The sequence below is a fragment of the Cohnella algarum genome (assembly GCF_016937515.1).
Classification (GTDB): domain Bacteria; phylum Bacillota; class Bacilli; order Paenibacillales; family Paenibacillaceae; genus Cohnella; species Cohnella algarum.
The window spans coordinates 2,115,547-2,140,715 of record NZ_JAFHKM010000002.1 but is presented as its reverse complement, the minus strand read 5'-3'; the positions used below and the strand labels follow the sequence as shown (position 1 = coordinate 2,140,715).

The following is a 25,169-nucleotide window of genomic DNA, read 5'->3' as shown; positions in this document are numbered from 1 at the left end:
AAGGGAATTCCAAATTCTCCCTTCACCGTTTTTCTTCATTTTGTGCTTCTGGCAACCAGCATATAGCCGCTCCCCCGTATCGTAACGATTCGCTCCGGATTGGCGGGGTCAACCTCGATCTTTTTGCGCAGGTTACTGATGTGTACGGCTACCGTTCTCGTATCCTCCAGAGTTTCCGTTCCCCAGATAAGCTGAAACAACGCATCAACGCTAACGACACGATTGACGTTCTGTGCCATGTAGGTCAGTAGGCTGAACTCTTTTTTCGATAGGAAGACGGTTTCGCTCCCCATGATAACGGACTGCGCGTAGTAATCCAGCGTCAGGCCCGGCAGCTCCAGCAGCTGCTCCCTTCTGCCCGTCGACACTCTGCGAAGATGCGCCTTGATCTTGGCCATGAGTACGCCCGGACTGAACGGCTTGGTCACATAATCGTCGCCGCCGTAGGATAATGCGTTGATCTTGACCTCATCCTCCTCCCGGCTGCTCAGGAACATGATCGGCGCATTCGTGTAGCTGCGCGCGTTCCTGCACCAATCAATGCCGTCCTCATTAGCCAGCATGACATCCAATACAATCAGATCCGGCTCGAAGGACTTAAGCAGCTTCATGGCTTCTGCACCGCTATAGCTGTAGGCGCATAGGAAGCCCTCACGCTCGCAATACGCCTGGACAATCTCGCATATATGGGGATCATCATCGACGACCATAATTTTGTGCCTGTCCGTCACACCGTCACCGCCCTTCTTCTACCATGCAAGGAAGCGATACATAGAAAATCGTCCCCGTCTTGCCGTCGCTCTTCGCTCGAACCGTCCCACCATGCGCTTGTACGATTTCTCTGCATATCGCCAGCCCGAGCCCGCTTCCTTCTACGCCCTTCTCCGCGCCTGGCCGATCATACCTATAATTGCGATCGAAGATTTGCTCGAGCTGCTCTGGCGGAATACCCATGCCGGAGTCTTCGACGCTAATGATCGCATAGCGAGAATCGTTCACCTCGTCCACGGCTAGCGCGATACGCACCATCCCGCCCCTAGAGGTGAACTTCATGGCGTTCGACACGAGATTGAACAGTGCCTGCTCCAGTCGCTGTGCATCCATCTCGACTATAGGCGAATCGGCCCCTTGATCTGCCGCAGCTTCGATCTCCAACACGAAATCCAGCCCTGCGTCACGCACAACCAGCTCATATTGTTCATAAAACCGGCGCAAGAAGTGAGCCGCATGTACGGGTTCCATTCGGTACGAGACTTGTCCCGTCTCCAGATGCGACAAGAAGGACAGCTCCTCAATCATGCGGTTAACCCTTATCGTGTTATCCCGGATATACTTCAAGTATTGTTCATTGCGTTCCGGCTTGACCATGTCCTGCACAGCCTCGACATAGCCTAGCATGCTGGACAGCGGCATACGCAGATCATGCGTGATATAGGCCAGGAGCTTCTTCCTCCCTTGCTCGGAGTGAAGCAACCGGCCATACGATGTGCGGAGATCGTCATGCGCTGCGGATAAGGCATGTGTGCGCTCAAGTACGAGCTGTTCCAAATTCTTATTCATCTCGGTCAGCTTGTCGTTCGCGTCCTGGAGTTCACGTGCAATTCGCTCTTCGTTCGTAGCCGCCCTCGTAAATCTGGAAGACAGCAGAATCATCTGTGCGATCGTGAACACCAACAGACCAAGCGGGGAAGTATTCCCGATTCGTGACCATTCATTGTAATACAGAAAATCATTGATGACCGTAACCAGCACAACCACCGACACCAGCAGGAAGATCAGTGCCCCCTCCTGACGCCGCACAGCCGCCCGAACCAGCCCGACCATAAGATACACGATATGCGTAACAACCACTACGCCGATCGCCGTTAACAGCTTCGTATAGATAATGGCAGGGGTCACCACAACAACGATACAGCATGCCCCGGTTACGATTCGCGAGCCAAGCTGGAACCCACGCGGCACATTCCGGAAGATGCAATCCGAATACCTCGTAATGACATACGCACCGCTGCACAGAATCAGGTACTCGATCTTGAATTGCAATCCCCATGGGAAATCCGGCCACACTTGCGTGAGCAAGAGCTCGCCGACCAGCAAGGATCGGATCCCGAACATCAAGGTAAACAGACCAAAATAGAGTGGAGCCCTATCCTTACGTCGCATGATGTAGAGCAGCAGGTGATATACGCCAATCACTAACAGGCTGGCGGTGATGAACATTTCGGCAGCAATTGACAGATTGGTCCGGACACTTAATCCGTCACTCCCGCCCAGCTCAATATATTTGGTGATGCCGCCTCGCTTATGATGGAAGTTGGCCACCTGCATAACCAGCTCCACGGTGCCATGCTCGGGCTGGAAGAACACCAGCTTCGTAGCCAGCTGCGGTATCGCGCTGCTCTTATCCGGACCAACCACGCCGACTTCAGCCAACAGCTCGCCATTCACCCATAATTTATACGCGTGAAAGATGGTCGGCAGCCGCAGAGCAAGCCGCTCGCTGCGATCCTGCTCGCTAAGCTGGACGACCAGCCGAAAGGTTGCATAGCCTGTACCACTCAGCTGCTGGCCATCTAACCGATAGCCTAGCCAGGAGTTTGGGATGCTGATCCATCGGTCAGCATTCCCGCCCCTTGCCGAACGAATCTGTATGTCCTCCGGCGACAGCAGCTCTTGCCAGTAGAACGCCCACTCCCCGGTTAGCTTTTGCGGATGCTCGCTGACCTTGACCTCTGTTAAATTCAGAATGCCCTCTTCACTATGGAACTTAGTTGGTTCCGGCGCAGAGACGACGGCATAGCTGGCGATCAATCCAATAACAATGGCTGCAACGATAGGAAGCAAAAGCGTACGTTTACCGAATCGGAGAATCCCCCTTATCATGAAACCGACCCCAATCTACAAGATGCACGATATGTAAGATGATTAACTAGATCATAGCATTATTTGTCGAAAATGTGCCCTGCAAATATCAACGTGGATAGACATAACCACATTAGGCGTTCACACATATCATGGAGTAAGGTTGCTACGATTGGGAGGCCTTAATCATGTATAGACAGGAAGCAAGAATACCAGCGAACTGTCCACCGGGGTTTCTAGGTCGGTATAACGTACTTCCGGGAGACACGTTCTATAACATTGGGTTTGTAAGAGTTTACGGATCCAAGCTTGTTCGCCGCCTGACTTTATGGCGGGAAAAAGGCATGAATTCGCCATTCGGTGTGGCGGAGCCAAACCGAATAAACAGCCGACAATAGCCTAATCCCTTCTGTACAATGACGGTGGATTAGGCTATTGTCGATTAAAAAGGAAAATGCTCCCGAACCTTTGGCGAGGATCCCCGGGAGCATTCACTTCATCATGTCAAAAATACTTTATTTCGGCCTTTCTTGCAAGGCTTATTTACGCACATTCGGAAATCAATCTCCTGACGTCCAGCTCTGCTGTGAAAACTGCGGTCGGCTTCTCCATAAACACGGTCGTTATTGGCGAGGAATTGTGACGAAGCATGAGGTCATCCAGATCCCGATCTACCGTCGATATTGTCCTACCTGTAGAATAACAATCTCCCTCCTGCCGGAGTTCCTGATTCCATGGGCCCGGTATGCGACTTGGGTGCGAGAAGCGGCATTAAAGCGCAAGCACAAGGGATTCTCTTGGCGGCAGACGACAGAAAGCACAACAACTCCTGCCGTGCGTTATAGCCGCCGTACGTTGAAACGCTGGTGGGCAAGACATCTGCGCCGCGCAGCGGATGCAGCACTATGGGTTGCTGGGAAACTCGTAGCCCAGGGGGACGACACGGATATGCTCCACCTTTACCCCACCATGATGAACCCAACGCCAATGGATACATTGGATTGGCTGGACAAACTGTTACCCCGATTCATCCCCGCTGGCGCATCCAGACGGGGCTATTGGACGTTTCTAAATGCGAGGTTACCTGTAGCATCACGCTTATAAATCCCTTCAGCATCCACCGCCAAGGAGCAAGGCAAACGAAAATCGCCTCCAAAATTGCTTTAAAAATCGCCTGGACGGCAAGTTGCCCTCCTGATCCCACAAAATATGCGCCCTCCCTGGCTTCTAGCGTCTATGCGATACTCTCATAGACCACAGGGAGAGGAGATTTAGCATGGATGAGCAAGCAAGGCAGCAAGAAGCCAACTTCCGTTATGGCTTAATTGCATCACTGGTTAGCCGCAAATTGGATCCCGGAGAACAGATGGCGTTGATGCGCGAAATTGTAAGCCATGAGTATGAAACGTCGTCGGGACAGCGAAGGAGAATTAGTCTACGAACGCTTGAGCGATATTTAAAAGCGTATCGCGAAGGCGGATGGGAGGCGCTGTTGCCCTCCGTCCGAGCAGACAAACTCACGACCAGGGAAATCCCCGAGGATGTGCTTGCCAAAGCGATTGCCTTAAAGCAGGAGCAACCCGGCCGAAGCGTCAGGCAGATTATTGCGATTCTGGAACTGGCGGCATTCGTGGCCCCCGGCACCCTGAAAGAAAGCACGCTTAGCAAGCAGCTTCGCCGCCGCGGCGTCACGCGCAAAGCGTTACTGAATACGGGGTGGAGCCACTTTCGCCGGTTTGAAGCCACGCACCGAAATAGCATGTGGCAAGGCGATGTGCAGCATACCCTTTACCTTCCGCATCCGGACAAGCCCGGCAAGAAGGTCATGGCCTATCTGGTTATTTTCATTGACGATTACTCTCGCTTCGTTGTGCATGGCCAGTTCTATTTCGAGGAACGTGTGGCCCGGCTGGAGGATTGCCTGAAGAAGGCGATTTTAAAGAACGGAGTGCCGGAAATGATCTATGTCGATAACGGCGCCATCTATTCTTCACACCATTTTGAGCGGATTTGCGGGCGACTGGGGGCAGAGCTTAAGCATACTCGCCCCGGACGTCCTATGGGACGCGGGAAGCAAGAAAAGTTCTTCCGATTTGTCGACCAGAGCTTTGTGCCGGAGGCATACGACCTGATTGAACAAGGGAAGATCCAGACGCTTAACGATTTGAATCGATTCTTCTCGGCGTGGCTTGAGATTGCTTACCACCAGAAAGTCCACAACAGCTTTAAGCAGCGCCCAGTCGACCGATACCAAAAAGACGACCACCCGATTCGCATGTTGCCGCCGCATGAACTCATAGAAGTATTCTTGCTGGAGGAATCCCGCAAAGTGGACAAAACGGGATGCATCTCGCTGCTGGGCACGATATTCGAGGTCCAGACAGAGCTTGCCGGCTCGAAGATTCAGGTGCGATTCGATCCGCACGACCTGTCCGTCATCCAGGTGTGGAAGGACGGCCAGCGCTATGAAGACGCGAAGCCAATGAAGCTCCGCGATCCGAAAAACCGGCCGAAGCAGGATGAACCGAAGGCCGTCATGCAACCGCCGAAGACGGGCCTCAACTATGTGGAATTATTGGTGGAAGAACAGAAACGGCAGACCCGCGAAGCGCAAGGCGCTGCGCTTTCGCGAGCGATGAAAGAGGTGAATCGCTCATGATTCGTGGTTTCTTCGGGTGGGAGCGCGTTCCGTTCACCCGGGAGATTGAAACACGGCATCTGCACCGCTCCAAGCGATTCGAAGAATGTGTAGCACGGATGCAGTATATGGTGATGACTCGCTCGATTGGCTGCGTCACCGGTGAAATTGGCTGCGGCAAGTCGACAGCCGTTCGCTACTTGAAAGACCAACTGGATCCGAACAAGTACCGGTTTATCTATCTGTCGGATGCGAATCTGAAACCAAGGGACTTTTACCGTGAACTCCTCCACCACTTCGGCTTGCCGCCCAAGTTTCTGCGCAGCGAAGCCAAACGGCAATTCCAGCACCTCGTATGGGATTTGTACGAGAACCAGCAGAAGGTCGCCGTTATTGTCGTGGATGAAGCGCACCTGCTTTCAGGAGACATGCTGCAAGAAATACGCTTTTTGACGAATTTTCGTATGGACTCGATTTCGCCGCTTGCCCTGCTGCTCATTGGACAGCCGGAACTACAGGCCACGTTGCAACTGAGAATCTTCAAGCCGATTACACAGCGGATGAACGTGCGTTTTCATTTGGAAGGCTTGTCGCTCGAGGAGTGCCGCGATTACATCTCCCACCAATTGGAGGTTGCCGGAAGTACAGGGCCGGTGTTTACGACAGAAGCGATGGACGCCATATACGCGCATGCTCGGGGGATATGCCGAGAGATAAATAACGTCTGCACCGCTGCGCTTCTGGATGCAGTGCTGCGAAAAGACAAAATGATTGATACCGTCCATGTGACGAGGATCCTAGCTGAATTTAAGGAACAGTGAGGGATGACAAATATGAATGAGATACGATTTCATGGAGATACCGAGCGTTGGAACGTGTACGATGGAGAAGAGTTGCTTTGCTCGCTACGTTGTGGTGATGCCGTGATGATTCAAGTAGGAAAGCACTTCTTGCCATCCAACCTTGAGCTCGATACGGACTGGTACGTGAAGTTTGGAAAGAGTCTGTAAAATACTTTGTGTAAACTCTCAAACCTACTAAAATGAAATCATGGAGAGGTTGGGGAGCACACATGGGATTATGGACGAAAGAGCAGCTGCGGAGTTTCATCAAGGAGAATAATCTGGTCACCGCACAGGATGCGCAGAATGCGCTAAAGGACCTGTTTGCCGAAACGCTGCAAGAAATGCTAGAGGCCGAAATGGATACGCACCTGGGCTATAGCAAGCATGACGTGCAGAACAAGCAGACGAAGAACAGTCGCAACGGTAAGAGCAAGAAAATCGTCACTAGCGAGTACGGCGACCAGGAGATTGCCGTGCCACGGGATCGCCTGGGCGAGTTCGAGCCGCTCGTGGTGAAGAAGCATCAGTCCAACGTGACGGGGATCGAGGATCAGATCGTCGCCCTGTACGCCAAAGGCGTCAGCACGCGGGAGATCCAGGACCATCTGCAGAATCTCTATGGTTTGGAGGTCTCGCCAACCTTTATTTCCAATGTCACGAATAAGATCATTCCGCTCATCAAAGAGTGGCAGAATCGGCCGTTGCAGGGCGTATACGCGGTCGTCTTCCTGGACGCCATCCACTTCAAGGTGAAGCAAGACGGGGCGATCGTGAACAAAGCTGCCTACATGGTCATTGGGATCGACATGGACGGCAACAAGGACGTGCTGGGCATGTGGATCGGCGAGAACGAGTCCGCGAAGTTCTGGCTGAGCGTCTTGAACGATCTTAAGAATCGCGGCGTTCAGGACATCCTTATCACCTGTGTCGACAACCTCACGGGCTTCTCCCAGGCGATCTCTGCCTGTTATCCGAAGACGGAGATTCAGAAGTGCATCATCCACCAGATCCGCAACTCCACGCGCTACGTCTCCTACAAGGATCTGAAGAAGGTGACGGCCGATCTGAAGCCCATCTACAAGGCTGCTACGGAGGAAATGGCTCTGCTGGAACTCGACCGCTTTGAGGAGACGTGGGGCGCCAAGTATCCCCTTATTGTCCGCTCATGGCGCAGCAATTGGGACGAACTCGCCACCTTCTTCAAGTATCCGCCTGAGCTTCGTAAGCTCATCTACACGACGAACATGATTGAGAGCTATCATCGCCAATTGCGAAAAGTCACCAAAGGGAAAAGCATCTTCCCAAGCGACGAGGCGCTACTGAAGATGCTGTACTTAGTCACGATGGACGTCACCCGCAAATGGACCGGTCGTGTTCAAAACTGGGGACAGATGCTCCTGCAGCTCTCCGTCTTCTTTCCGGACCGGATCGGCCAGCACTTACCTTGAGGAGGCTAATCTCCCCTTCGGAGAGATGCCTATAAAAGAGTTTACACAAAATTATTGACAGACCCTTTGGAAATTCGAAGTTCTGGCTCCACCGACATGCCAAGTACCGCGTCCGACCGCTGTTCTAACTGCTCTTCGGAGCAGTTTTTTTACGCCGACAAACAAAGGCGAAATATAATTGTCTCCGAAACGGCGGTGAGGAAAGCAAAAAGCCACCGTCATTGGCGGTTCCGAATCTACCGTCAATTAAAGTGGCTGATGACATTATCAACAACTCCATTTAAGTGATACTGTCACACTCATTTACGAACCATCAATATTAGACACTCCACATGTGTCGAGTGCTTATTTTAAGCACCCATTTTCCGATCTAATATCGTAGCATCAACCTTCAACTCGATTCTCTGCTTTACCACTAGCGATGGTACGGTTCAACTAAATTCACTGGTAATATATATGTTCATACCTAATTTCCATATAAATAAAAGGAGACCATAATAGTCCTCTGGTTTCTTACCTCATCACTTTTTAATAGTAATTCCTTTATACACAATACCTTTTCAATTAAACACTCTATCATTTTTAATTTGATTTCCCTATTTCTCTTTTGATTTCTTCTATTCGTTTTTTTCCCCAATCATACATCATTTCCACAATTGGAAGTAACGTCATTCCCAACTCAGTCATTGAGTATTCCACTCTAGGCGGAACTTCTGGATAAACCTCTCGATGTACAATGCCGTCTTCCACCAATTCCTTTAATTGATTCGTTAAAATTTTGTGGGATATTTTAGGAAATAATCTTTGCAATTCACTAAAGCGGTGCGGACCTTCAACACCTAAATGCCATAGAATCACAACTTTCCACTTTCCACTGATAATCGATAAAGTAAGTTCTTTTTCACAGTTGTAATCACCATTTATTATCTTCTCTTTAATTTCATCTCTAAGTGTATCCAACATATCTTCGGCCTCCGCTTTCAATTGTTACTTTAAGGTTACTCTGTTACAAAAAAGTGCATTCTTCTCAGAATTACAAACAGGTTGTAATATAAATATGTGAGTTAAAGATAAACTATTTTAGGAGGAATAACAATTATGAGTAAAAAAGCACTTTTAATTATACCACCCGAAAGATTTAATGAAGATGAATTATTTAAACCGAAAGAGGCACTTGAAAATGCAGGAATAGAAGTAACAATTGCAAGCACAAAAACTGGCGAAATTATTGGCGACTTTGAAGGTAAGGCAATTTCCGAAAAGGTCTTCTCCGATACTACAGCAACCGACTTTGACGTTATTTCTGTCATTGGCGGATCTGGCACACATGATCATCTTTGGGAAAACAAGGAATTATCCACCTATTTAAAGAAAGCATATAAAGATAATGTTATAGTTACCGGAATTTGTGCTGGTGCAGTCACTGTTGTGAAAACCGGATTACTTGAAGGTAGAGAGGCAACTTGCTACCCTGTTGACGTACAAAAAGACCAACTGAAAGAAAATAATGTAAAATATGTCGAGAAACATGTTATTGCACATAGTGACATTATCACAGGTGACGGCCCAGATGGCGCCGAAGAATTTGCAAAAGCACTAATTAATGCAATAAACTAACTTAAAAGATGATATAAGCCTTTGGTGTATACCGGAGGCTTTTTCAATGTTTAATCTTCTCTTATTCCTTATTTTATGTTAGTAAATAACTTATCTAACCACTGATTTTCAAGCACAATTTCTACTCTTTGTTTTACCACTATTTGTGATACGGTTCTCCGCGCTGTCTGTAACGGCAAGTTAAAAGGCGAGGGATTATTCCCCGCCCCTTCATCATGTTCCCATGTATCTAATGGATTTGGAATCTCTTCAATTAGTGATTCCTTATCTACGTTCGCTAAATAAAAATACAAGGTTGAATCTATGACCTTTAATGATCTTGCCCCTTGATCATAATCAAATAATGGTGGTGCAATTCGCCGTTCTTTTTGTAAGTACGCAAATGTATTCAATAAATTTGTGATATCTCCTGTCCGTACTTCAGCAGGAGGACGATGATGAATACGTCGAATCCGGTCATGTAAATCAAGTCTACCAATACCATTCAACAAATCCTGCAAACTGCTTTCAATAATAACTCTGACAGTGTAATACGGAAGGATTAACGGAAACTTCCCTTCCTTGGGCCTTTTTGTAACTAATCCCCCTGCAATTGCCTCAAGCGCTCTCAAATGTCTTGCTTGATAGTCGGATACCTTTTGCTCAATTGCCGCTTTAAGATAATCCGGATTTGCTAAAACTAAAGGCGAATCTTGTGTTTCACTTACGCCTGATATTTCAACAAACGTCTTACAAAGTTCCTGCACAATCGCAATGCTTCCAAAGGATGCATCAATAATATCCCTTTGAATTTGTCCGTCAATTTCAATATTTAATAATCTTGAACCGTTGGACATAACTTGTAAGAACTCATCAGGGCTCCAAGGTTCGACTGGAACCTCGGTGATTCGGTCAGCTAAATCACCGTTGTATACTACGAGTCTGTTTTTCTCTCTCCAGACCCCCAGTATTATGAATCGGACCCCCATGTCTTGGAAAATTCTTAGATCAAACGACAGCTCCGTTTGGATTTCGTCAGTTAAGTAATGAAAATTTTCTAGGACAACAAACTTATTAAATTTTATCCTATATAAGTTAAACTAAAGTTTTTTGAACTCTGGCATGAATTTCCGACCCACACGTCGAAGAGATAAGAAAACAAATGAGACGAGTGATAATGATGGAAATTCAACCAGCAGAGCAACAAGAATTGGAGAAGCGGCTCAAGCAAGAAAAAAGCCGCCGGATGTATGAACGCTACCAAACGATTTACTTGCATGCCGTGAAACAGATGACGGTGACCGAAATTGCGGAGATCATTCGTAGAAAACCCGTAACGGTGAACACCTACATCCTATCCTATCAAGATTCAGGGCTGGATGGCTTGGCGATGGGCGTCTCTACAGGCGCTCCTAATCAGTTAACCGCCGAGCAGCAACAACAGCTCAAGCAGATCATCATCACGAAGCTTCCACACGAAGTTGGATTTCCCGCGAAGTACAATTGGACGCTGGCTCTGGCTGTCGCTTATGTGATGCGTGAGTTTGAAAGAAGCTATACCATCGCAGGTATGGCCAAATTGCTGCACCGACTGGACCTGCGATTCACTAAACCAACGTATACGCTCGAAGCAGCCGATGAAGCCAAGCAAAAGGCTTTTGTCCAAGAGCAGTTTCCTCAGTTAAAAAAAGACTGATGAACGGCGAAATTCATCATTTGCTGTTTGAAGACGAAAGCATGATTCGGGACTACCAAGCCTTGCAGCAAACTTGGTTCGAGAAAGGAAAGCAACGGATCATTCCGACCACGGGCAAACATCGCGGCGTGAAATTGCTCGCCACTGTGGACTACGAGACCGGTGAAATCGTATGGCAAGAAGATGAGCAGTACACAGCCGAAACATTTCTGGCTTTCCTGAAAATCGTCCTTGCTCATTACGCTACGGGCAAGATCGTGATCGTGCTGGACAATGCCCGTATCCATCATGCGAAATTACTGCAACCTTTCCTGGAAGAGCAGAAAGGCCGGTTGGAGTTCGCCTTCTTGCCTCCGTACAGCCCTCAGTTCAACGTTGTAGAAGGGCTATGGAAGTGGCTGAAAGCTGATGTCATTAACAATGTTTTTTATCATACGGTCGCCGAGATTCGTAAGAATGTGAAGACCTTCATGGAGGAAATCTCCAAAGACAAGTGGGCCATAATTGACCGTCTGTGCATTCGCATGGAATCTTCCTTACAAAAGCTCATTGACGTCTAGAATCATTAGTTGAACTTATATAGCTAATAGTTCACCAACATCCTGAGCGAGTTCCAAATTGTATTCTACAGGATGGAACTCCTTAGCCTTTTCCCCGGTCCTGGTTCCCTCAGTCTCAACCTCTGTATCGCCACCACCTAAGAAGGGAAGAATTGCCTTTAGTCCAATCTTGGCTCTTACCTTACCTTCCGTAGTGCTCGTTTGTGTTTCTGTTCTTTCAAGCCTAATATCGAGTTGCCGTAATAAAGACTGATAGATTGCCTGACAATCAGTTTTAGGGCCACACTCAATTATTACTGCTTGTTCCTTTTCAATATGTCTACTCAGTAGAGACGTTTTCCCTTGTTTAGAGGAGCCGTAAACGACTATGTGGCGATCAGTCTTCAATGCTTCGGTAAATTCGCCGTCTACTTCAGTACGCTCAAGATAGCTTCGTACCATCTTGTTATTCACACCAAATACCTCAGCTACCGAGTATCTATCCATTTACGCCTCCAGAGATACGAACCGTAGTTTATACCAGTATCTTACCATACTGCCTTTTGCTTATCCAACTGATGACAAATCGTTCGGGTATTAACCCGAAAAAAACTTGCTCTTAAAACATCCTGCCCGCTAGCTTCCTGCTTAACTTCAAGATGGATGCCCAGAGTCCCTTGGCACTTATCTTGGTCGGGGAGCGAGCTGTGGGACCGGCTCGGGCTGCAGGCGTACGCGGAAATTTGCCAGCGTATCGACCTGAAATGCAAGCTGCCGCACTTCGATAGGGCGCAGACCGGCGCGTACGTCGCCCGGCACATGAGCTACGCCGGTACCGAGCACGACGTGTTTACGGAGGCTGCGATCGACGATGTGTTTCGCTTCTCCAGCGGCGCCGCTCGCCTGATTAACGAGGTCTGCACGCACAGCCTCATCTACGGTTCGCAGAACAAACATCGCATCATCGACGATCATATGATCAAACGCGTCATTCAGGGAGAGTTTTCATGATTCTCCCTTTCTTCTCAACATTACCCGGACAGCTTGGCCGTCACCGTCAGGACAACTTACACCGTCAACCGATGGTCATTATTTATTAGCAGTAACAGTTGTGGATTTACATGGTGGAGGCGAGGAGAGTATGATTCCCGATTAAACTTGCTGACGAAGCCAACTCGACGAAGCAGAGCGCTGCGGTTGAAGAGGCTGTCCCATAAGTAGGGCTTGCTGAACGGGTCACATTTTACGGTGACACGAGCAAACGAACTGGGAGCCTCGACAATAGCCATTGCAAAACGGGCAAAAAGAGAACCCGGAGTCTCTTTTCGAGGTTCATCACCAGCAGTTGCAGCCCGATTACGGTCTCGCTGGTCGTCTGAAGGTGCGCTCGAATACGGCCAAGCCCATAGCTGCGCTTGCCTTCACCGAACTTGCCTTCCACCGCATTGCGCGCGGCTGCATCCGCTTTGGCGATTTTCTTCTGCTCCTGCTGATCGGCGGATGACGGACGCCCCAATTGCGGTCCGCTCAGTCGAATTCCCTTCTCCTTGCAGAAGCGCAAGTTGTCCCGCGTGCGGTAAATCTGATCGGCCAGCACCGCTTTGGGATAATAGCCGAACCTGGCGCGGTAGCGTTCCACTGCGGCCTGCAGCGTCTGACCTTCGTTGAAGCTCTCCCAGGACAGTTGCTCCCGGAATGCGTAGCCGTTCACCACGCTGATCGCCAGCTTCGCCCCGAACTCGACGTTCGCGCGGGCTTTGCCGCGCACGATCGGCCTCACGTGCGGCTGCGCGATACTGACGATCCGATCCGGTACGCTGTGCGTACGTTTGTCGTACATCGCTTGCTGCTGGCGAACCAATTCCTGAATGACCAGAAGTTCCTTGTACATGCGGCGTGGCAGCCGCGTCAGGCCGCCCGTGGAAGCAAGTTCGGCGATGATGCGCAGATCACGGGAAACGAACCTGAGTTGCTTGCCGATTGCTTTGCGCATCGTGCGCGGCTTCACGCGCCTTTGCTTGGCAACCGCCAGATAGGCTTTGCGGGCACGCTCCCGGTATGTTCTTGGCTTGCGAGTCTTTCCGCGTTCCGGTTCATGCAGGATGTCGATGATTTGCTCCAGCTTTTCTCTGGCCTGATTCAGAAGAGACAGATCCGTCGGGTAGGCGATGTCCGCCGGCGCGCAGGTCGCATCCAGCAGCAGTTCACCCTCGTTCGTCAGTTCCATCTGCCGAGGCAGCGGTTCTGCCGATTCATCGGATGTGTGCGCGTCAGCTCCGCCGCTTGGATCATCGTCGTCGTCCGATTGATCTGGAGATTCGCTGTTATTGCGCGATTCTTCGAGTGCGATCCACTCATTCACTTCATCGATGATCTCGCCGCCCAGCCGCTTGCGAAAGTGGGTCATAAGCGAATGATGAAACGGACGGCGGTATTGGTATTCCGGCAAGCCAAGGAAGTACTGCAGATACGGGTTCTCCAGAATCTGCCGAAGCGTCTCGCGGTCGTCGGTGCCCAGCCGTTCCTGGATAATGAGAGCGCCAAGTGCGACGCGGATCGATACGGCCTTTTGACCCTTGAGGCTCTTCTTGAAGTTCTTGGCGTACTTCTCTTCGAGCTTCCACCACGGAATCATTTGGGCGAGCAGCACCCAACGGTTATCTTCGGCGAGTTTTCCGCCGAATGGCAGGAAGAAATCGCCTGGCAGGATCATCTGGCTTTCGGTTCGCTGATACAATTCGGACGCCTCCAAGTGCAAGGTTTTTCACGGGTTAGCCCTCGTTTTCCTTGCACCTAAATTCGACAAAAGAGGCGCCAAACCCTTGTTACTGTTGAATTTTTGATTTGTTCAGCAAGCCCTAAGTAACCTCTGGAACACCTTAGCAGCAAAATAGGGTGGCACCCGGAATAAACGAAGGAGCTAAGCGGCCTGTTGTCGCTTAGCTCCTTCGTTTTTGGCGTCCACCGCTGCTTTCTTGAGCAGATTGTGGGCAAGCGAAAGCCACCCGACCTCCAGACTTACTTTGGGTAAGCCTCGAAGCAGGAACCTTTTAAAGCCTCGGTTGTTCTTCATATCGCCAAACACAGGTTCCGGCTCGATCATGCGCCTTACGGCCAGGGCATACCCTTCTTCACTGCGGAGCTTTTCCCTGGCCTGGTTCTTTATCCGCCAATACTTCAGCTCACTCTGATCTCGCGATCACCTTGGGCTTTTGTACACTGCGGCTTTAGCGGACAGTCCTCACAGCCGGTATTTGTCAAGATAGTTGTCGCGATTCCTTAGGGAAAGTAAATGTTAAGATAGCGATTTTTTTGCAGCCGGAATAAGCGTCACTTTTTCAGGATTCAGCCAGACTTCATCTTTCAGGCTCCAGTCGCGAATGGTGCCAGACCAGCGATTAGGGTTTCTGGCTTTTGCGGCCAAATAAATCTCCTTGCGTTTCTCAAACACTTGGTGTGCTAATCCTTCATGCCGCTGGTTAGGTGTAATAAAATTCAGTCCGCTGTGTCGATGTTGTTCGTTGTACCAGCGAACAAATCGCATGACCCATTCACGCGCCTCTGACAAGGCCTTAAAGCCTTCCGTTGGATAGCCAGGACGGTACTTGCATGTGCGGAAAATCGATTCTGCGTAAGGGTTGTCGTTGCTGACGCGTGGTCGGCTTCGAGAGGGGGTAATGCCCAAACTGTACAGGGTCTCCAGCAACGTGGCCCCCTTCATCGGGCTTCCGTTATCCGAGTGAAGCACAAGCGGCTGCCGACGAATCACGCATTGCTCTCGCACGACCGTACGACGGATCAATTGACTGGCATGCTCGGCAGACTCTTCTTCCCAAATCTCCCAGCCTACAATTTTACGGCTGTACAAATCCAGGATGAGATACAGGTAGAAGAACAACCCCTTCACGGGCCCGGGCAACCAAGTGATATCCCACATCCATACTTCATTCGGGCCGCTCGCAGCGTGGCTGGTGATGGGTTTAAGGGTGCGTTTCTTGCTGCGCCCGCGATGGTGCTGCTGATTGTATTTATGCATCACCCGGTAAAAGCTGGACTCGGAGGCGATGTAGGTTCCTTCATCGGCCAGCGCCGGCACAATCTGGCTTGGCGGCAGGCTCCTGTACGGCGGCTGCTGAAGAACCTCCAGCACCTGCTGCTCTTCTGCATCGCTTAGCTTGTTAGCGGGTGTCGGCCGTTTGGCGTGAGGGCGTCCGTCTACGGTACCGCCTTGCTTGCGCCAGCGTTGCAGCGTTCGCTGAGTCAGTCCGAGCTCTCGGCAAGCAGCCGCTTCTCTTGCGCCGGCAGCAACGGCTTCTTGAATCAGTGTAAGGGCATGCTCGCGATCTGAGGCACTGATCATTCGTCCTCTTGGTCCCCCCAGATCGCTTGGGCCTTTTTTCGCAACACCAACAAGGCGGCGGCTTCGGCGAGCGCTGCTTCTTTGCGCTTAAGCTCTCGATTTAATGCCTTGTTCTCTTGCTCTTTCTCGCGGAGTTCCTTCTGAAGCCTGTTCGCTTGCGAGACGATTCCGCCATTGGCTTGCATACACGCATCCCGCCATGCTTCCACCTGCTCAACAAACAGCCCTTTTGTCCGACAATACTCTGCCAGTTCGATTTCGCTCAAACTTGCGGTTTCGACGACGACAGCGAACTTCTCCTGCGTACTCCAACGTTCGGGCTGTACGTCATCACCGGGTATCATACCTTGTGCTTTTGCCGCCTTCTTCCACTTAAATAAAGTCGTCTCCGATAGACCGATTTCCTTAGCAAGCCGACTGACCGGCTCGTTGTACGGGGGCATCATACGCTGTACAATGCTTTGCTTGAATTCTTTGGTTACGGGATTCACGTTCTCCACCTCGTCCTCGTTTCTCCTCACTATATATTCAATTTGGGGGTACGACAACTATTCTGACAGAGGGGGCAGCTGGCGCTTCGGTAATGTCGATATTCGATTTCATACCCACTTTCCGTTTTCTCCTGGCTCACTCGGCGGAAATGGAGCGTTTGTCCGGCCGCACATGTCCATGTATCTTGTTCGCTGTTATAAGTCCAGTTGTCGATCTTGCTGATGTCCTTTTGCCATGCCTTGCTCTTTTCGCGGTGATATGTGCTGTACTTCACAATGGCTTCGACTTCATTTTGCTCCAAGTAGTCGTAATTCTCTTCACCGCGTAAGCGTCAAATAGCCCCCACCTAGCGGCGGGAGCTCAGTTCGACTAATCTGTAGTTACTTTTTACTTAATCGGCACTCAGCCGGTAGCTCGTGCGACCATGGCATGAAGGGTTCGAGCGCGTCGGCATCGAGCGGTCCAGAGATTTGCGGCAACTGCTCGAATACTTGCGCCGGGCATGTGCCCAACAACCGACGAGCTTCACGTCTGCCACCTTGTGGTACCCAAGGTACCCATCCACATGCAAATAGCCTTTGAATCCGGACAGGAAGTTACGCGGATGTTCGCCGCCCCGCGTCCGTTGGTATTCGTAGAGTATTGCCGGCGGCACATCACGTCCGGTCCGATATAGCCACAGGTAGGACGTCGCTTCCGCGGACTTGCCTTCTTCGCGCAGCACCTGAAGCGTCGTCTCGTCGGCATGCAGCACTTCTTGCCGCAGCAGATACGCCTTCATGGCAGCAAACAGCGGAGACAGCCATTGCTCCGCACCATACATCATCCAGTTCGCCATCGTCTGGCGAGACAACGTATAGCCAAGACGCGCGAACTGCTGCTCTTGCCGGTACAGGGGCAAGCCATCCACATATTTCTGCGTCATGACGTAGGCCATGCTGGACGGCGAAGCCAAGCTTCCGGGATAGACGGGCCTCGGCATGGGCGCCGTGACGATGGGTGTCTGGATCTCATGACGCTCGCAGTGGCGGCAAGCATAGACTTGACGAATATGCCGCATGACCTTGACCTGCGGGGGCACCAGCGCGATCTCGCTGCGCATCTCAGTCGTCATCTCATGCAGCGAGCCGCCGCAGCAAGCACAGGACCGTTCGCCTTCCTCGAGTTTGTACACGACGGTCTCTACCGGCAGGTCGGAGAAGTCGTCTTCACGCTTGCCCGTCTGTTTGCGGCGCTCGTACGTGATCTTCTCTGTAGGTGGCTCTTGTCCGGCTGGTGTGGCCAGCACTTCGGCTTCGTTGAACAGATTCAGCTCCATCTGGTCCGGATTCGTCTTCTCGCTGGAAGTGCCGAAGCGCTTTTGCTGCGCCAGACGGAACTGTTCCTCGTACCACTTGAGCTTGGCCGATAGCTCGATATTTTGTTGTTCCAGCTTCGCATTTTGTTGCCGAAGCTCTTCGATCTGAGGCGATTCCGCTCGATTTTCCATATGGTATACTTCGGCACGGATGGGGGCAACGCCTGCCATAACATATGTCGAATTAAGTAAGGAATAGATTGCTAAATGACCGTAGCGGCGGTCACTTTCGGGTGAGCCTGCCGCTGGCTGAGCGAAAGTCCGTCCAGCAGCCAGCGGAGCTCGCGGGTCGTGACCGTGACCGGATCGCTGTGATCCCTGGGCCACTGGAACGTGCCGCGCTCGAGCCGGCGGTAGAACAGCCAGAAACCGTTGTGCTCCCAATACAAGATCTTTAACTTGTTCCGCTCGCGGTTGCAAAAGACGAACAAGCATGGAGAGAATGGATTCAGTCCGAGCCCCTCTTGGACAAGAGCAGCCAATCCGTCGATGGATTTACGTAAATCCGTGCTGCCACAAGCCAGAAATACCTGACGGCTGGTTAATTCGCTCAGCATATGACCTCCAAAGCCTGCACCACGTCGCGGAGCAAAGCGGGATTGAACCCGGCGTCAACCTCGATGACGGCTGCGCCGATTCGGATGCGAAGGCAAGCCGAAGGTGTGGCTTCCGGCTCGGGAGTAATATGAGCTTTGACGAAGGTGGCTGACTTGACAGCAGCAGGGGATGAACCGCTTAGCCTCTTCATCCATGTATAGAGCCCGCGACGATCCACCTGATTGGCTTTGCACCATCTTGCTGCTTTTTCTCCACTGGAACGGAAAGCGGCAATCGTTCTTCCCATTTCTTCTGTACGTCTTCTCTGGCCATAAAAAATCCTCCCCGAATTGGACTATGAGGAGGATTATCTCACGGTTATTGCAAGGAACGAAGGTGGGGAGAGTTTGACGCTTACGATTCAAATCGAATTCGGCTTTTTTATGTAGATGTTCGTTACAATTTGTCACTATTGACGATATATAGAATATTGATTACCCTACTGTAAGCATTCACCGATTGAAATGTCGGCGTAGGATTAATATCCATAAGGATTTCAGCTTGTGCCAAGTGGTAATGAGCCAAAAAATTGCGATTTTGGCGTTTCTACTCCCAATAGGGGTAACAAAACTTAATTGAGCTCAACATATTGATCAAGATCAGGAAGAAAGGCCCAATTCCTTGTGATAGAATTAAGAAGAATCTGTCGTTTAGAAGATGGCAAGAACGTATTATTCAGAATCGTTGCCAATCCCACTTATCAACGAACTGACTGTCCATGTTGATCACTTGGTGGAGAAAAGAACGCAATGCACGAGCTTCACGAGTTAATGAAGGTGATGGTTTGAGTAGTAGGACTTTTTACAAAACACCGCTCGGAGCGGGAAGCCATACGATTCCTATTGTCCAGACCGCAAACATATTGCTGGTCATGTTTTCCAAAAAAAGCGGCAGAGGAAATGCGTGACCGAATCGCACATTTACCTGGGATGGATGAAAATATTGCGGCAACCATTCAAGCCCGCACGTTTCACTCTTTTTTGCTTAAAATCATTCGAAAACATGTTGTAACACAAGTCATCTTGAGCGAAACCCGTTACCAGCATATCCTGCTGAAGCGTATGAAAAGGACTTGGAGGACGCTTATCAACCAGAATCGTTACTGTCCCTTATCTTGTTGTTGTTTAGCTTTTTCATAGAGTTTGTTGAGATTTGGCAATTTGCGACTGGTCGAAAGAAGGAGATCTTTGTCAATTGTTGAACTTAATAATAATTAGTTAGCTTTTTACATACATATGATTTAGTCCTAATGGCTGAGGTGTTATTATGGCTGCAATTGATGTCCGCATAGATAAATGGAAGAAGCGTCTTCTTGATTTGGGCAAGAAAAACAGACTCATCAACTATCGAGAAACCAAACGTTCCAACATCAAGATAGTAGCCCCTGATCTCGCTGAATTGTTTAGACTGCTCGTCGTTAATGAAACAGCTTTAGAATTCCCATTCCCATTTGAAGATTTTGATGACGATGAAGACGAAGTTAGTGAACCATATACTTCAAGTGGCGATTTACAAACCAATCAAACCATCAAAGAGCAACAGAAAACATTAAGAAATCTTAGAAACAAAGCAAAGACAGCACTTGAAGAGCAAGGTGTCAACATCCTATATCTTTCATTTGGTTTCTTGAGGTGGAAGGAGAACCAAGACTCTGATCAGATCATCACCTCCCCCATCGTACTTGTTCCGGTATCACTTACACTAGAGTCCATTACCTCGCCCTTCGTCCTACGTCTACATGAAGACGAGGTCGTGGTTAACCCAACATTAAAATATAAAATGGAACATGAATTCGGAATTACATTACCTGAATTCGATGCACACGAAGATAGCATTACCGAGTATCTCAACAACCTCAATAAATCTGTTAATAAAAACAAATGGGAAGTTGCTTTTGAGACTGGATTAAGCCTGCTCTCTTTTTTGAAAATAAATATGTACGAAGACCTGGATAAGAACCAGGATAAGATAAAGGCACACCCGGTACTTCTCGGATCGGCTGGAGACAGAAGCCAAATCAAAACACTGCCTGCAGAATTCAATCAGTATGATCACGACAGGAAGACTCGGGCTATTGATGCATTTCAAGTCGTTGATGCAGATTCTAGCCAGCAAGACGCCATTCTTTACTCCAAGAAAGGTGTCAGTTTTGTGCTGCAAGGGCCCCTGGTACTGGAAAAAGCCAGACCATTACAAACATAATCGCTGAGAGTCTTGCTGAGGGAAAACGAGTGCTATTCGTTTCGGAGAAGATGGCAGCACTTGAGGTTGTACACAAACGATTGACGCAAGCAGGCTTATCTGATTTTTGTCTCACCCTACATAGCCATAGAGCTAATAAGAAGGAAGTCCTAAACGATCTTGGAAATACATTGGCTCTTAGTAGATTTAAAGTTCATGATGAGGCAGTCTCCCAACTAGAATTACTTGAAAAGCAAAGGGAAAAATTGAACCGTTATATTACTGAACTTCACACTCCCATCCAGCCTCTCAATCTAACACTATACAGTGTTAATGGGAAATTAGCTAAGTTATACGAAACTCCAGATGTCATTTTCTCCATTGACAATGTGGGCGAAACGACACTGGAGAAGTTGAATAGATATATTTACCTTTTGAATGAACTCTCCAAAACCATCGGAAAAATGACGGAGGACTACGCACTCAACCCATGGAGAAACTGCATAGTCCCCAATGTTTCGCACGAACTTCGGCATGACATTGAAACAAACTTAAGGAAGTTGGCCCCCGCTTTCCACGTACTTGTAGAGAATTTTAATAAAGTTAATAATAACTTCGAACTGAACAGGGATTTGACCCTGGCTGCAACAGAGGATATCCTTGAGATTTTCGATATCTCGGAGAAATCACCAGGAATTCCGATTCATTGGATAACTACTGAAGATATTACTCCGCTTATTCAGCAAGCGGAGAAATATCTTGCAATGAAAAAGGAATATGAAGATTACCAGTCCGAGTTAGGCAAAATTTATGATAACGATTACTTCAATCTGCAAGCTGAAAATACAAAATCACTACTCTTATCAAGGGTTACAACAGTTAAGCCTATATTAAATGAGGATAGTTTTCCAAGTGACAATGATATTTTGAGGTTCGCAAAATCGATCATTAATGAACTGACTTCCATTTGCGGAAAAATAGAAGCTGCTTCAGCCGCGGCAGAAAGTATTTTTGAAACATTAAAAATTCCTTATAAAAGATCGATCATGGGTTTAGAAGCACTTCATACATTATTGAGCTTCATTCTTCTAAATCCAAGACCTACTGAGGCATGGTTTGACCCTGGTAAATATAATGCTATTAAGAAGTTGTCAGAAGAAGCAAAGAATAAGTACGATCAGATCAACAATCTCACAACATCCATAAGCAGCCGCTTCGATAAAGAGATCTTTGACATTGATTATTCATCTATGCTGAAACGATTCAAGATTGAATACACTACTTGGTTCAAGGTTTTTAAAAGGAGCTACAGAACAGATAAAAAACAAATTCGTGTTTTGATGAAAGATAATTCTCAGAAGTTCGATGATCAAACCATTATCTCTGTCTTAAACGAATTAAAAGAAATCGCTGATATTCATTCTTGGCTAAATGAAAATGAAAAGATACTTACTCAATTATTGGGAAGCCATTATCTTGGGAAAATGACTGATTGGGGGCTCTTGGATCAATCGTTCAAACAATTCTCAAGCATTCTCAACTGTTTCTCAGGTGAGCCTATTCCTGTTAGCGTTAAAAACTTTCTCGTTGATGGAGAAGCGAATTATCAGGACATTAAAACACGACATGAGAAGCTTGGTATCATAAAAGACCCTGATCTGGTTCTTACTCTTCAAAGGATACTGCCATCTACATCCGATTGTAAGAATTTGGATGTATCAGTACTTCTTGAAATGGTTACCGGTGTAATGAATTCACTTCAAGTACTGGATGGATTGTTTACAGAAGTGACTAAGCATAGTCATAAAGAACTTTCATATGACGAAGTTATAGATGATCTCTCCAAGTTGGAAATTATTCAGATTATTGATCGCACAATCAATAAGGAGAGCGATAACCTAAAAGAAAACTTCCAGAGTTTCTTCAACGGTAGTATCCAAACTGATTGGGGCTCCATCTTAGGATCATTATCTTGGGCCGGAGATTTTAAGAAGTTACATGAGAAGTATTTATTGCCACAGAACTTTATTGCTCGCATTTGTTCTGATTCCTCATATGTTGCAGAGGTCTCTTCTTACAAGAAGATTCTTAAGGATAGCTTGAATCATATACAGAAAGAATGGCGATGGTTTGCAAACCTCTTTGACAATGTAGAGGAGTTACAACGAACAGACTTAACCTCCATCTTATTAAAGATCAGCAAATGTCTGAACAACATATCATCTCTGGAAGAATGGATTGATTTCCGTAGCATCAGGGATGAGTGTAAGAAAGAAGGATTGTCGGAGTATGTCCAGAAAGTAGAAGAACTCAAGATCGACAAAGATCTGATAGTCGGTACATTCCTTAAGCGTTTCTATCGACTGTGGGTAGACTCTGTAATCTCAAAGTTTCCTGCAGTTAATTCTTTCCGTAGCCGTAGCCACGATGAGATCATACGGGAATTTAATCGCCTCGATATAACTCAACTTTCCTTGGCAAGAACAAGGATAAAAGAACGTCTTGTCTCAAGGTTGCCAGATTTGAACATGGCGACAATGGCTATGGATGAGATTGGAATATTAAAGCGTGAACTAGGCAAACAACGCAAAATACTTCCATTACGGAAACTATTCAAGGCGATACCCAATTTATTACTTACTCTAAAACCATGTTTGATGATGTCTCCCCTTTCCGTAAGCTTATTTCTCGATGCAGAGAACTATAACTTTGATGTGGTAATCTTCGACGAAGCATCACAGGTTTGTACTGAAGATGCAATAGGAGCAATTATGAGGGGGAAGCAAGTCATTATTGCCGGAGACAATAAACAGCTGCCACCAACCAACTTCTTTGCCGCGAATACTTCAGATGGAGACTTTGATGGCGATGGAGCAGACGATGAAGAATTTGACGATACCGACGCATTTGAGTCTATTCTTGATGAATCCCTTACTGTTCTGCCGGAGCGAACACTAAGATGGCATTATAGGAGTCGCCATGAACACCTGATTGCTTTCTCAAACGCCAAAATTTACAATCATAATTTAATCACATTTCCTTCTCACATTGATAAAGTTCCTGACCACGGAGTCGAGTATATTTATGTTGAGAATGGAGTTTATGATCGTGGCGGTAAGAAATGTAACGTAAAAGAGGCAACACGTGTGGCTGAATTGGTTTATGAGCATTTCCGCAACTACCCTGAAAGATCCCTAGGAGTTGTCACTTTTAGTGAAGCCCAACAACAGGCCGTTGAAACAGCAATCCGTCAATTGCGTCTTCAAAATCAGGAATTTGAAAAATTCTTCAATGAAGATAAAGAAGAAGCGTTTTTCATAAAAAACCTTGAGAACGTGCAGGGGGATGAACGCGATACCATTATCTTCAGCATTGGTTATGCAAAAGATTCAAATGGCATTATGTATATGAACTTCGGGCCTTTAAGCAGATCCGGCGGCTATCGTCGGTTGAATGTTGCAATAACTCGAGCTAAATATAATGTTAAACTTGTTGGATCGATCCGGCCAACAGATATTAAATTGGAGAGCACAAATGCTGAAGGTGTAAAGATGTTACGATCTTATATAGAATTTGCAATGAATGGGCCCGATGCAATTCTTAATGAGCTGACATATTCCGATTCGGTTAACGTTGACTCTCCATTTGAAGAGTCTGTGTATGACTTCTTAGTAAAGAATGGATTTATGGTTGCTACTCAAGTTGGTTGCTCCGGATATCGAATCGATCTTGCCGTTAAACATCCTACGTTAAGTGGCAGGTTCGTCCTTGGAATAGAATGTGATGGAGCTACATACCACTCTGCTAGAACGGCTAGAGAACGTGACAGGTTGCGTCAGACCATCTTGGAGGACATTGGTTGGAAAATCTATCGTATATGGTCAACTGACTGGATTAAAGATCCTATTACAGAAGGTCGTAAATTACTGGATGCTGTCAACAAGGCCATAAGCGAGTACAAGGAAAGCAATGTTAATTCTGGATCAATGCATAAGTTTCAAAGCGAGCTCTTACAGCAAACGATTGGTATCCAAATTATAGAGAACCCCACGGATCTTGGCGATCATACTTACGATAACCCTTATTCCTTTGAATACTATGAAGAAGCTAATGTCTATGAGGTTAAACGTTATTCCGATGATACGACTTATCTTAAGAACGTGATTAAGTATGTTGTCGAAAAGGAATACCCAATCCTGTCATCAGCCACTTTAATTGACGGTAGATTCGGAACCGCCAATGACGGTGGCTTTTTGCTTTCCTCACCGCCGTTTCGGAGACAATTATATTTCGCCTTTGTTTGTCGGCGTAAAAAAACTGCTCCGAAGAGCAGTTAGAACAGCGGTCGGACGCGGTACTTGGCATGTCGGTGGAGCCAGAACTTCGAATTTCCAAACTTCACGTACCAGTCCGTATCGAGCTCAAGGTTGGATGGCAAGAAGTGCTTTCCTACTTGAATCATCACGGCATCACCACAACGTAGCGAGCAAAGCAACTCTTCTCCATCGTACACGTTCCAACGCTCGGTATCTCCATGAAATCGTATCTCATTCATATT

21 protein-coding genes and 2 pseudogenes are annotated in these 25,169 nt (G+C 48.0%); 11 read left to right on the top strand and 12 right to left on the bottom strand.

Features of this window, described 5'->3' with window-relative positions; genetic code table 11:
- Positions 1 to 35 precede the first annotated feature (35 nt).
- Both JW799_RS09715 and JW799_RS09710 read right to left on the bottom strand, forming a co-directional pair.
- Entirely contained in the window at positions 36 to 731 is a 696-nt protein-coding gene (locus tag JW799_RS09715; protein ID WP_245809592.1) for a response regulator transcription factor, read from the bottom strand.
- A 4-nt stretch (positions 732 to 735) separates the two neighbouring features.
- Entirely contained in the window at positions 736 to 2,883 is a 2,148-nt protein-coding gene (locus JW799_RS09710) for a sensor histidine kinase (protein ID WP_080831926.1), read from the bottom strand.
- 480 nt (positions 2,884 to 3,363) lie between these two features.
- Here JW799_RS09710 and JW799_RS30050 point away from each other — a divergent pair, with 480 nt between their 5' ends.
- From JW799_RS30050 to JW799_RS09690, 5 genes are all read left to right on the top strand, one after another.
- Positions 3,364 to 3,966, top strand: a complete 603-nt coding sequence (locus tag JW799_RS30050) for a DUF6431 domain-containing protein (RefSeq protein ID WP_420830679.1) — start codon at positions 3,364 to 3,366, stop codon at positions 3,964 to 3,966.
- A gap of 172 nt (positions 3,967 to 4,138) precedes the next feature.
- The gene (locus JW799_RS09705; protein ID WP_080832306.1) at positions 4,139 to 5,521 is read left to right on the top strand and encodes a DDE-type integrase/transposase/recombinase; all 1,383 of its coding nucleotides are present in this window, start codon (positions 4,139 to 4,141) and stop codon (positions 5,519 to 5,521) included.
- The gene (locus JW799_RS09700) at positions 5,518 to 6,321 is read left to right on the top strand and encodes an ExeA family protein (protein ID WP_080832318.1); all 804 of its coding nucleotides are present in this window, start codon (positions 5,518 to 5,520) and stop codon (positions 6,319 to 6,321) included. Before JW799_RS09705 ends, JW799_RS09700 begins: the two co-directional genes overlap by 4 nt.
- A 3-nt stretch (positions 6,322 to 6,324) precedes the next feature.
- Positions 6,325 to 6,510 carry a DUF5348 domain-containing protein gene (locus JW799_RS30045; RefSeq protein ID WP_420830611.1) on the top strand — a complete coding sequence of 62 codons (186 nt, stop codon included), beginning with the start codon at positions 6,325 to 6,327 and terminating at the stop codon, positions 6,508 to 6,510.
- A 62-nt stretch (positions 6,511 to 6,572) separates the two neighbouring features.
- Positions 6,573 to 7,793 carry an IS256 family transposase gene (locus JW799_RS09690; RefSeq protein ID WP_080831775.1) on the top strand — a complete coding sequence of 407 codons (1,221 nt, stop codon included), beginning with the start codon at positions 6,573 to 6,575 and terminating at the stop codon, positions 7,791 to 7,793.
- Positions 7,794 to 8,375: 582 nt separating this feature from the next.
- Here the strand turns inward: JW799_RS09690 and JW799_RS09685 are convergent.
- Positions 8,376 to 8,756 (bottom strand): winged helix-turn-helix transcriptional regulator, encoded by a 381-nt coding sequence (locus JW799_RS09685; RefSeq protein ID WP_010648814.1) that lies wholly within the window; start codon positions 8,754 to 8,756, stop codon positions 8,376 to 8,378.
- Positions 8,757 to 8,891: 135 nt separating this feature from the next.
- Between JW799_RS09685 and JW799_RS09680 the strand changes: the two genes are divergently transcribed.
- Entirely contained in the window at positions 8,892 to 9,410 is a 519-nt protein-coding gene (locus JW799_RS09680) for a DJ-1/PfpI family protein (protein WP_205429533.1), read from the top strand.
- A 68-nt stretch (positions 9,411 to 9,478) separates the two neighbouring features.
- On the opposite strand, the gene JW799_RS09675 is transcribed toward JW799_RS09680, so the two are convergent.
- Positions 9,479 to 10,246, bottom strand: a complete 768-nt coding sequence (locus JW799_RS09675) for a hypothetical protein (protein WP_205429531.1) — start codon at positions 10,244 to 10,246, stop codon at positions 9,479 to 9,481.
- 329 nt (positions 10,247 to 10,575) lie between these two features.
- Between JW799_RS09675 and JW799_RS09670 the strand changes: the two genes are divergently transcribed.
- Positions 10,576 to 11,645, top strand: a protein-coding gene (locus JW799_RS09670) for an IS630 family transposase (protein ID WP_420830669.1) whose coding sequence is annotated in 2 segments (ribosomal slippage) — positions 10,576 to 11,079 and positions 11,082 to 11,645 — 1,068 coding nt in all. Because the reading frame shifts where the segments join, the coding sequence is not laid out codon by codon here.
- Between the two features lie 15 nt (positions 11,646 to 11,660).
- Here the strand turns inward: JW799_RS09670 and JW799_RS09665 are convergent.
- Positions 11,661 to 12,131, bottom strand: coding sequence for a hypothetical protein (locus tag JW799_RS09665; RefSeq protein ID WP_205429529.1), 471 nt, complete (start codon positions 12,129 to 12,131; stop codon positions 11,661 to 11,663).
- Between the two features lie 156 nt (positions 12,132 to 12,287).
- On the opposite strand from JW799_RS09665, the gene JW799_RS28490 reads away from it, so the two are divergent.
- On the top strand, positions 12,288 to 12,635 hold the full coding sequence (locus JW799_RS28490) for a hypothetical protein (protein ID WP_240353214.1): 348 nt from the start codon (positions 12,288 to 12,290) through the stop codon (positions 12,633 to 12,635).
- Positions 12,636 to 12,867: 232 nt separating this feature from the next.
- Here the strand turns inward: JW799_RS28490 and JW799_RS09655 are convergent, their stop codons facing one another.
- From JW799_RS09655 to tnpA, 6 genes and pseudogenes are all read right to left on the bottom strand, one after another.
- Positions 12,868 to 14,361: an IS5 family transposase gene (locus JW799_RS09655; RefSeq protein WP_205428670.1), complete on the bottom strand. Its 1,494-nt coding sequence runs from the start codon at positions 14,359 to 14,361 to the stop codon at positions 12,868 to 12,870.
- A 183-nt stretch (positions 14,362 to 14,544) separates the two neighbouring features.
- Positions 14,545 to 14,870, bottom strand: a pseudogene (locus JW799_RS30040) (transposase); the annotation flags it as partial.
- Positions 14,871 to 14,919: 49 nt separating this feature from the next.
- Positions 14,920 to 16,475 (bottom strand): IS3 family transposase gene (locus JW799_RS09645; protein WP_338026352.1). Its coding sequence is split into 2 segments (ribosomal slippage): positions 14,920 to 16,007 and positions 16,007 to 16,475, totalling 1,557 coding nucleotides; the frame shifts between segments, so codons are not numbered across the junction.
- A 473-nt stretch (positions 16,476 to 16,948) separates the two neighbouring features.
- A pseudogene (tnpC, locus tag JW799_RS09640) lies at positions 16,949 to 18,004 on the bottom strand (IS66 family transposase); the annotation flags it as partial.
- A gap of 32 nt (positions 18,005 to 18,036) precedes the next feature.
- Positions 18,037 to 18,390, bottom strand: coding sequence for an IS66 family insertion sequence element accessory protein TnpB (gene tnpB / locus JW799_RS09635; protein ID WP_028598474.1), 354 nt, complete (start codon positions 18,388 to 18,390; stop codon positions 18,037 to 18,039).
- Positions 18,384 to 18,677 (bottom strand): IS66 family insertion sequence element accessory protein TnpA, encoded by a 294-nt coding sequence (tnpA, locus tag JW799_RS30035; protein WP_420830610.1) that lies wholly within the window; start codon positions 18,675 to 18,677, stop codon positions 18,384 to 18,386. The genes tnpB and tnpA overlap by 7 nt, the downstream gene beginning before the upstream one ends.
- 652 nt (positions 18,678 to 19,329) lie before the next feature.
- Here tnpA and JW799_RS28480 point away from each other — a divergent pair.
- The 3 genes from JW799_RS28480 (at position 19,330) to JW799_RS09620 (ending at position 24,948) form a co-directional block, all read left to right on the top strand.
- Entirely contained in the window at positions 19,330 to 19,569 is a 240-nt protein-coding gene (locus tag JW799_RS28480; protein ID WP_338026251.1) for a hypothetical protein, read from the top strand.
- 127 nt (positions 19,570 to 19,696) lie between these two features.
- On the top strand, positions 19,697 to 20,632 hold the full coding sequence (locus JW799_RS09625; RefSeq protein ID WP_205429528.1) for a DUF4011 domain-containing protein: 936 nt from the start codon (positions 19,697 to 19,699) through the stop codon (positions 20,630 to 20,632).
- A gap of 50 nt (positions 20,633 to 20,682) precedes the next feature.
- On the top strand, positions 20,683 to 24,948 hold the full coding sequence (locus JW799_RS09620) for an AAA domain-containing protein (protein WP_205429526.1): 4,266 nt from the start codon (positions 20,683 to 20,685) through the stop codon (positions 24,946 to 24,948).
- Here JW799_RS09620 and JW799_RS30030 read toward each other — a convergent pair.
- Entirely contained in the window at positions 24,945 to 25,166 is a 222-nt protein-coding gene (locus tag JW799_RS30030; protein ID WP_176220599.1) for a DUF5348 domain-containing protein, read from the bottom strand. The genes JW799_RS09620 and JW799_RS30030 overlap by 4 nt on opposite strands.
- Positions 25,167 to 25,169: the final 3 nt, after the last annotated feature.

Excerpts from the sequence above, each read along its gene's own strand:
- JW799_RS09710 (WP_080831926.1), bottom strand. The coding sequence starts at position 2,883 with ATGATAAGGGGGATTCTCCGATTCGGTAAACGTACGCTTTTGCTTCCT.
- JW799_RS30050 (WP_420830679.1), top strand. The coding sequence starts at position 3,364 with ATGTCAAAAATACTTTATTTCGGCCTTTCTTGCAAGGCTTATTTACGC.
- JW799_RS09705 (WP_080832306.1), top strand. The coding sequence starts at position 4,139 with ATGGATGAGCAAGCAAGGCAGCAAGAAGCCAACTTCCGTTATGGCTTA.
- JW799_RS09700 (WP_080832318.1), top strand. The coding sequence starts at position 5,518 with ATGATTCGTGGTTTCTTCGGGTGGGAGCGCGTTCCGTTCACCCGGGAG.
- JW799_RS30045 (WP_420830611.1), top strand. The coding sequence starts at position 6,325 with ATGACAAATATGAATGAGATACGATTTCATGGAGATACCGAGCGTTGG.
- JW799_RS09690 (WP_080831775.1), top strand. The coding sequence starts at position 6,573 with ATGGGATTATGGACGAAAGAGCAGCTGCGGAGTTTCATCAAGGAGAAT.
- JW799_RS09685 (WP_010648814.1), bottom strand. The coding sequence starts at position 8,756 with ATGTTGGATACACTTAGAGATGAAATTAAAGAGAAGATAATAAATGGT.
- JW799_RS09680 (WP_205429533.1), top strand. The coding sequence starts at position 8,892 with ATGAGTAAAAAAGCACTTTTAATTATACCACCCGAAAGATTTAATGAA.
- JW799_RS09675 (WP_205429531.1), bottom strand. The coding sequence starts at position 10,246 with ATGTCCAACGGTTCAAGATTATTAAATATTGAAATTGACGGACAAATT.
- JW799_RS09665 (WP_205429529.1), bottom strand. The coding sequence starts at position 12,131 with ATGGATAGATACTCGGTAGCTGAGGTATTTGGTGTGAATAACAAGATG.
- JW799_RS28490 (WP_240353214.1), top strand. The coding sequence starts at position 12,288 with ATGCCCAGAGTCCCTTGGCACTTATCTTGGTCGGGGAGCGAGCTGTGG.
- tnpB (WP_028598474.1), bottom strand. The coding sequence starts at position 18,390 with ATGCTGAGCGAATTAACCAGCCGTCAGGTATTTCTGGCTTGTGGCAGC.
- tnpA (WP_420830610.1), bottom strand. The coding sequence starts at position 18,677 with ATGGGAAGAACGATTGCCGCTTTCCGTTCCAGTGGAGAAAAAGCAGCA.
- JW799_RS28480 (WP_338026251.1), top strand. The coding sequence starts at position 19,330 with ATGCGTGACCGAATCGCACATTTACCTGGGATGGATGAAAATATTGCG.
- JW799_RS09625 (WP_205429528.1), top strand. The coding sequence starts at position 19,697 with ATGGCTGCAATTGATGTCCGCATAGATAAATGGAAGAAGCGTCTTCTT.
- JW799_RS09620 (WP_205429526.1), top strand. The coding sequence starts at position 20,683 with ATGGCAGCACTTGAGGTTGTACACAAACGATTGACGCAAGCAGGCTTA.
- JW799_RS30030 (WP_176220599.1), bottom strand. The coding sequence starts at position 25,166 with ATGAATGAGATACGATTTCATGGAGATACCGAGCGTTGGAACGTGTAC.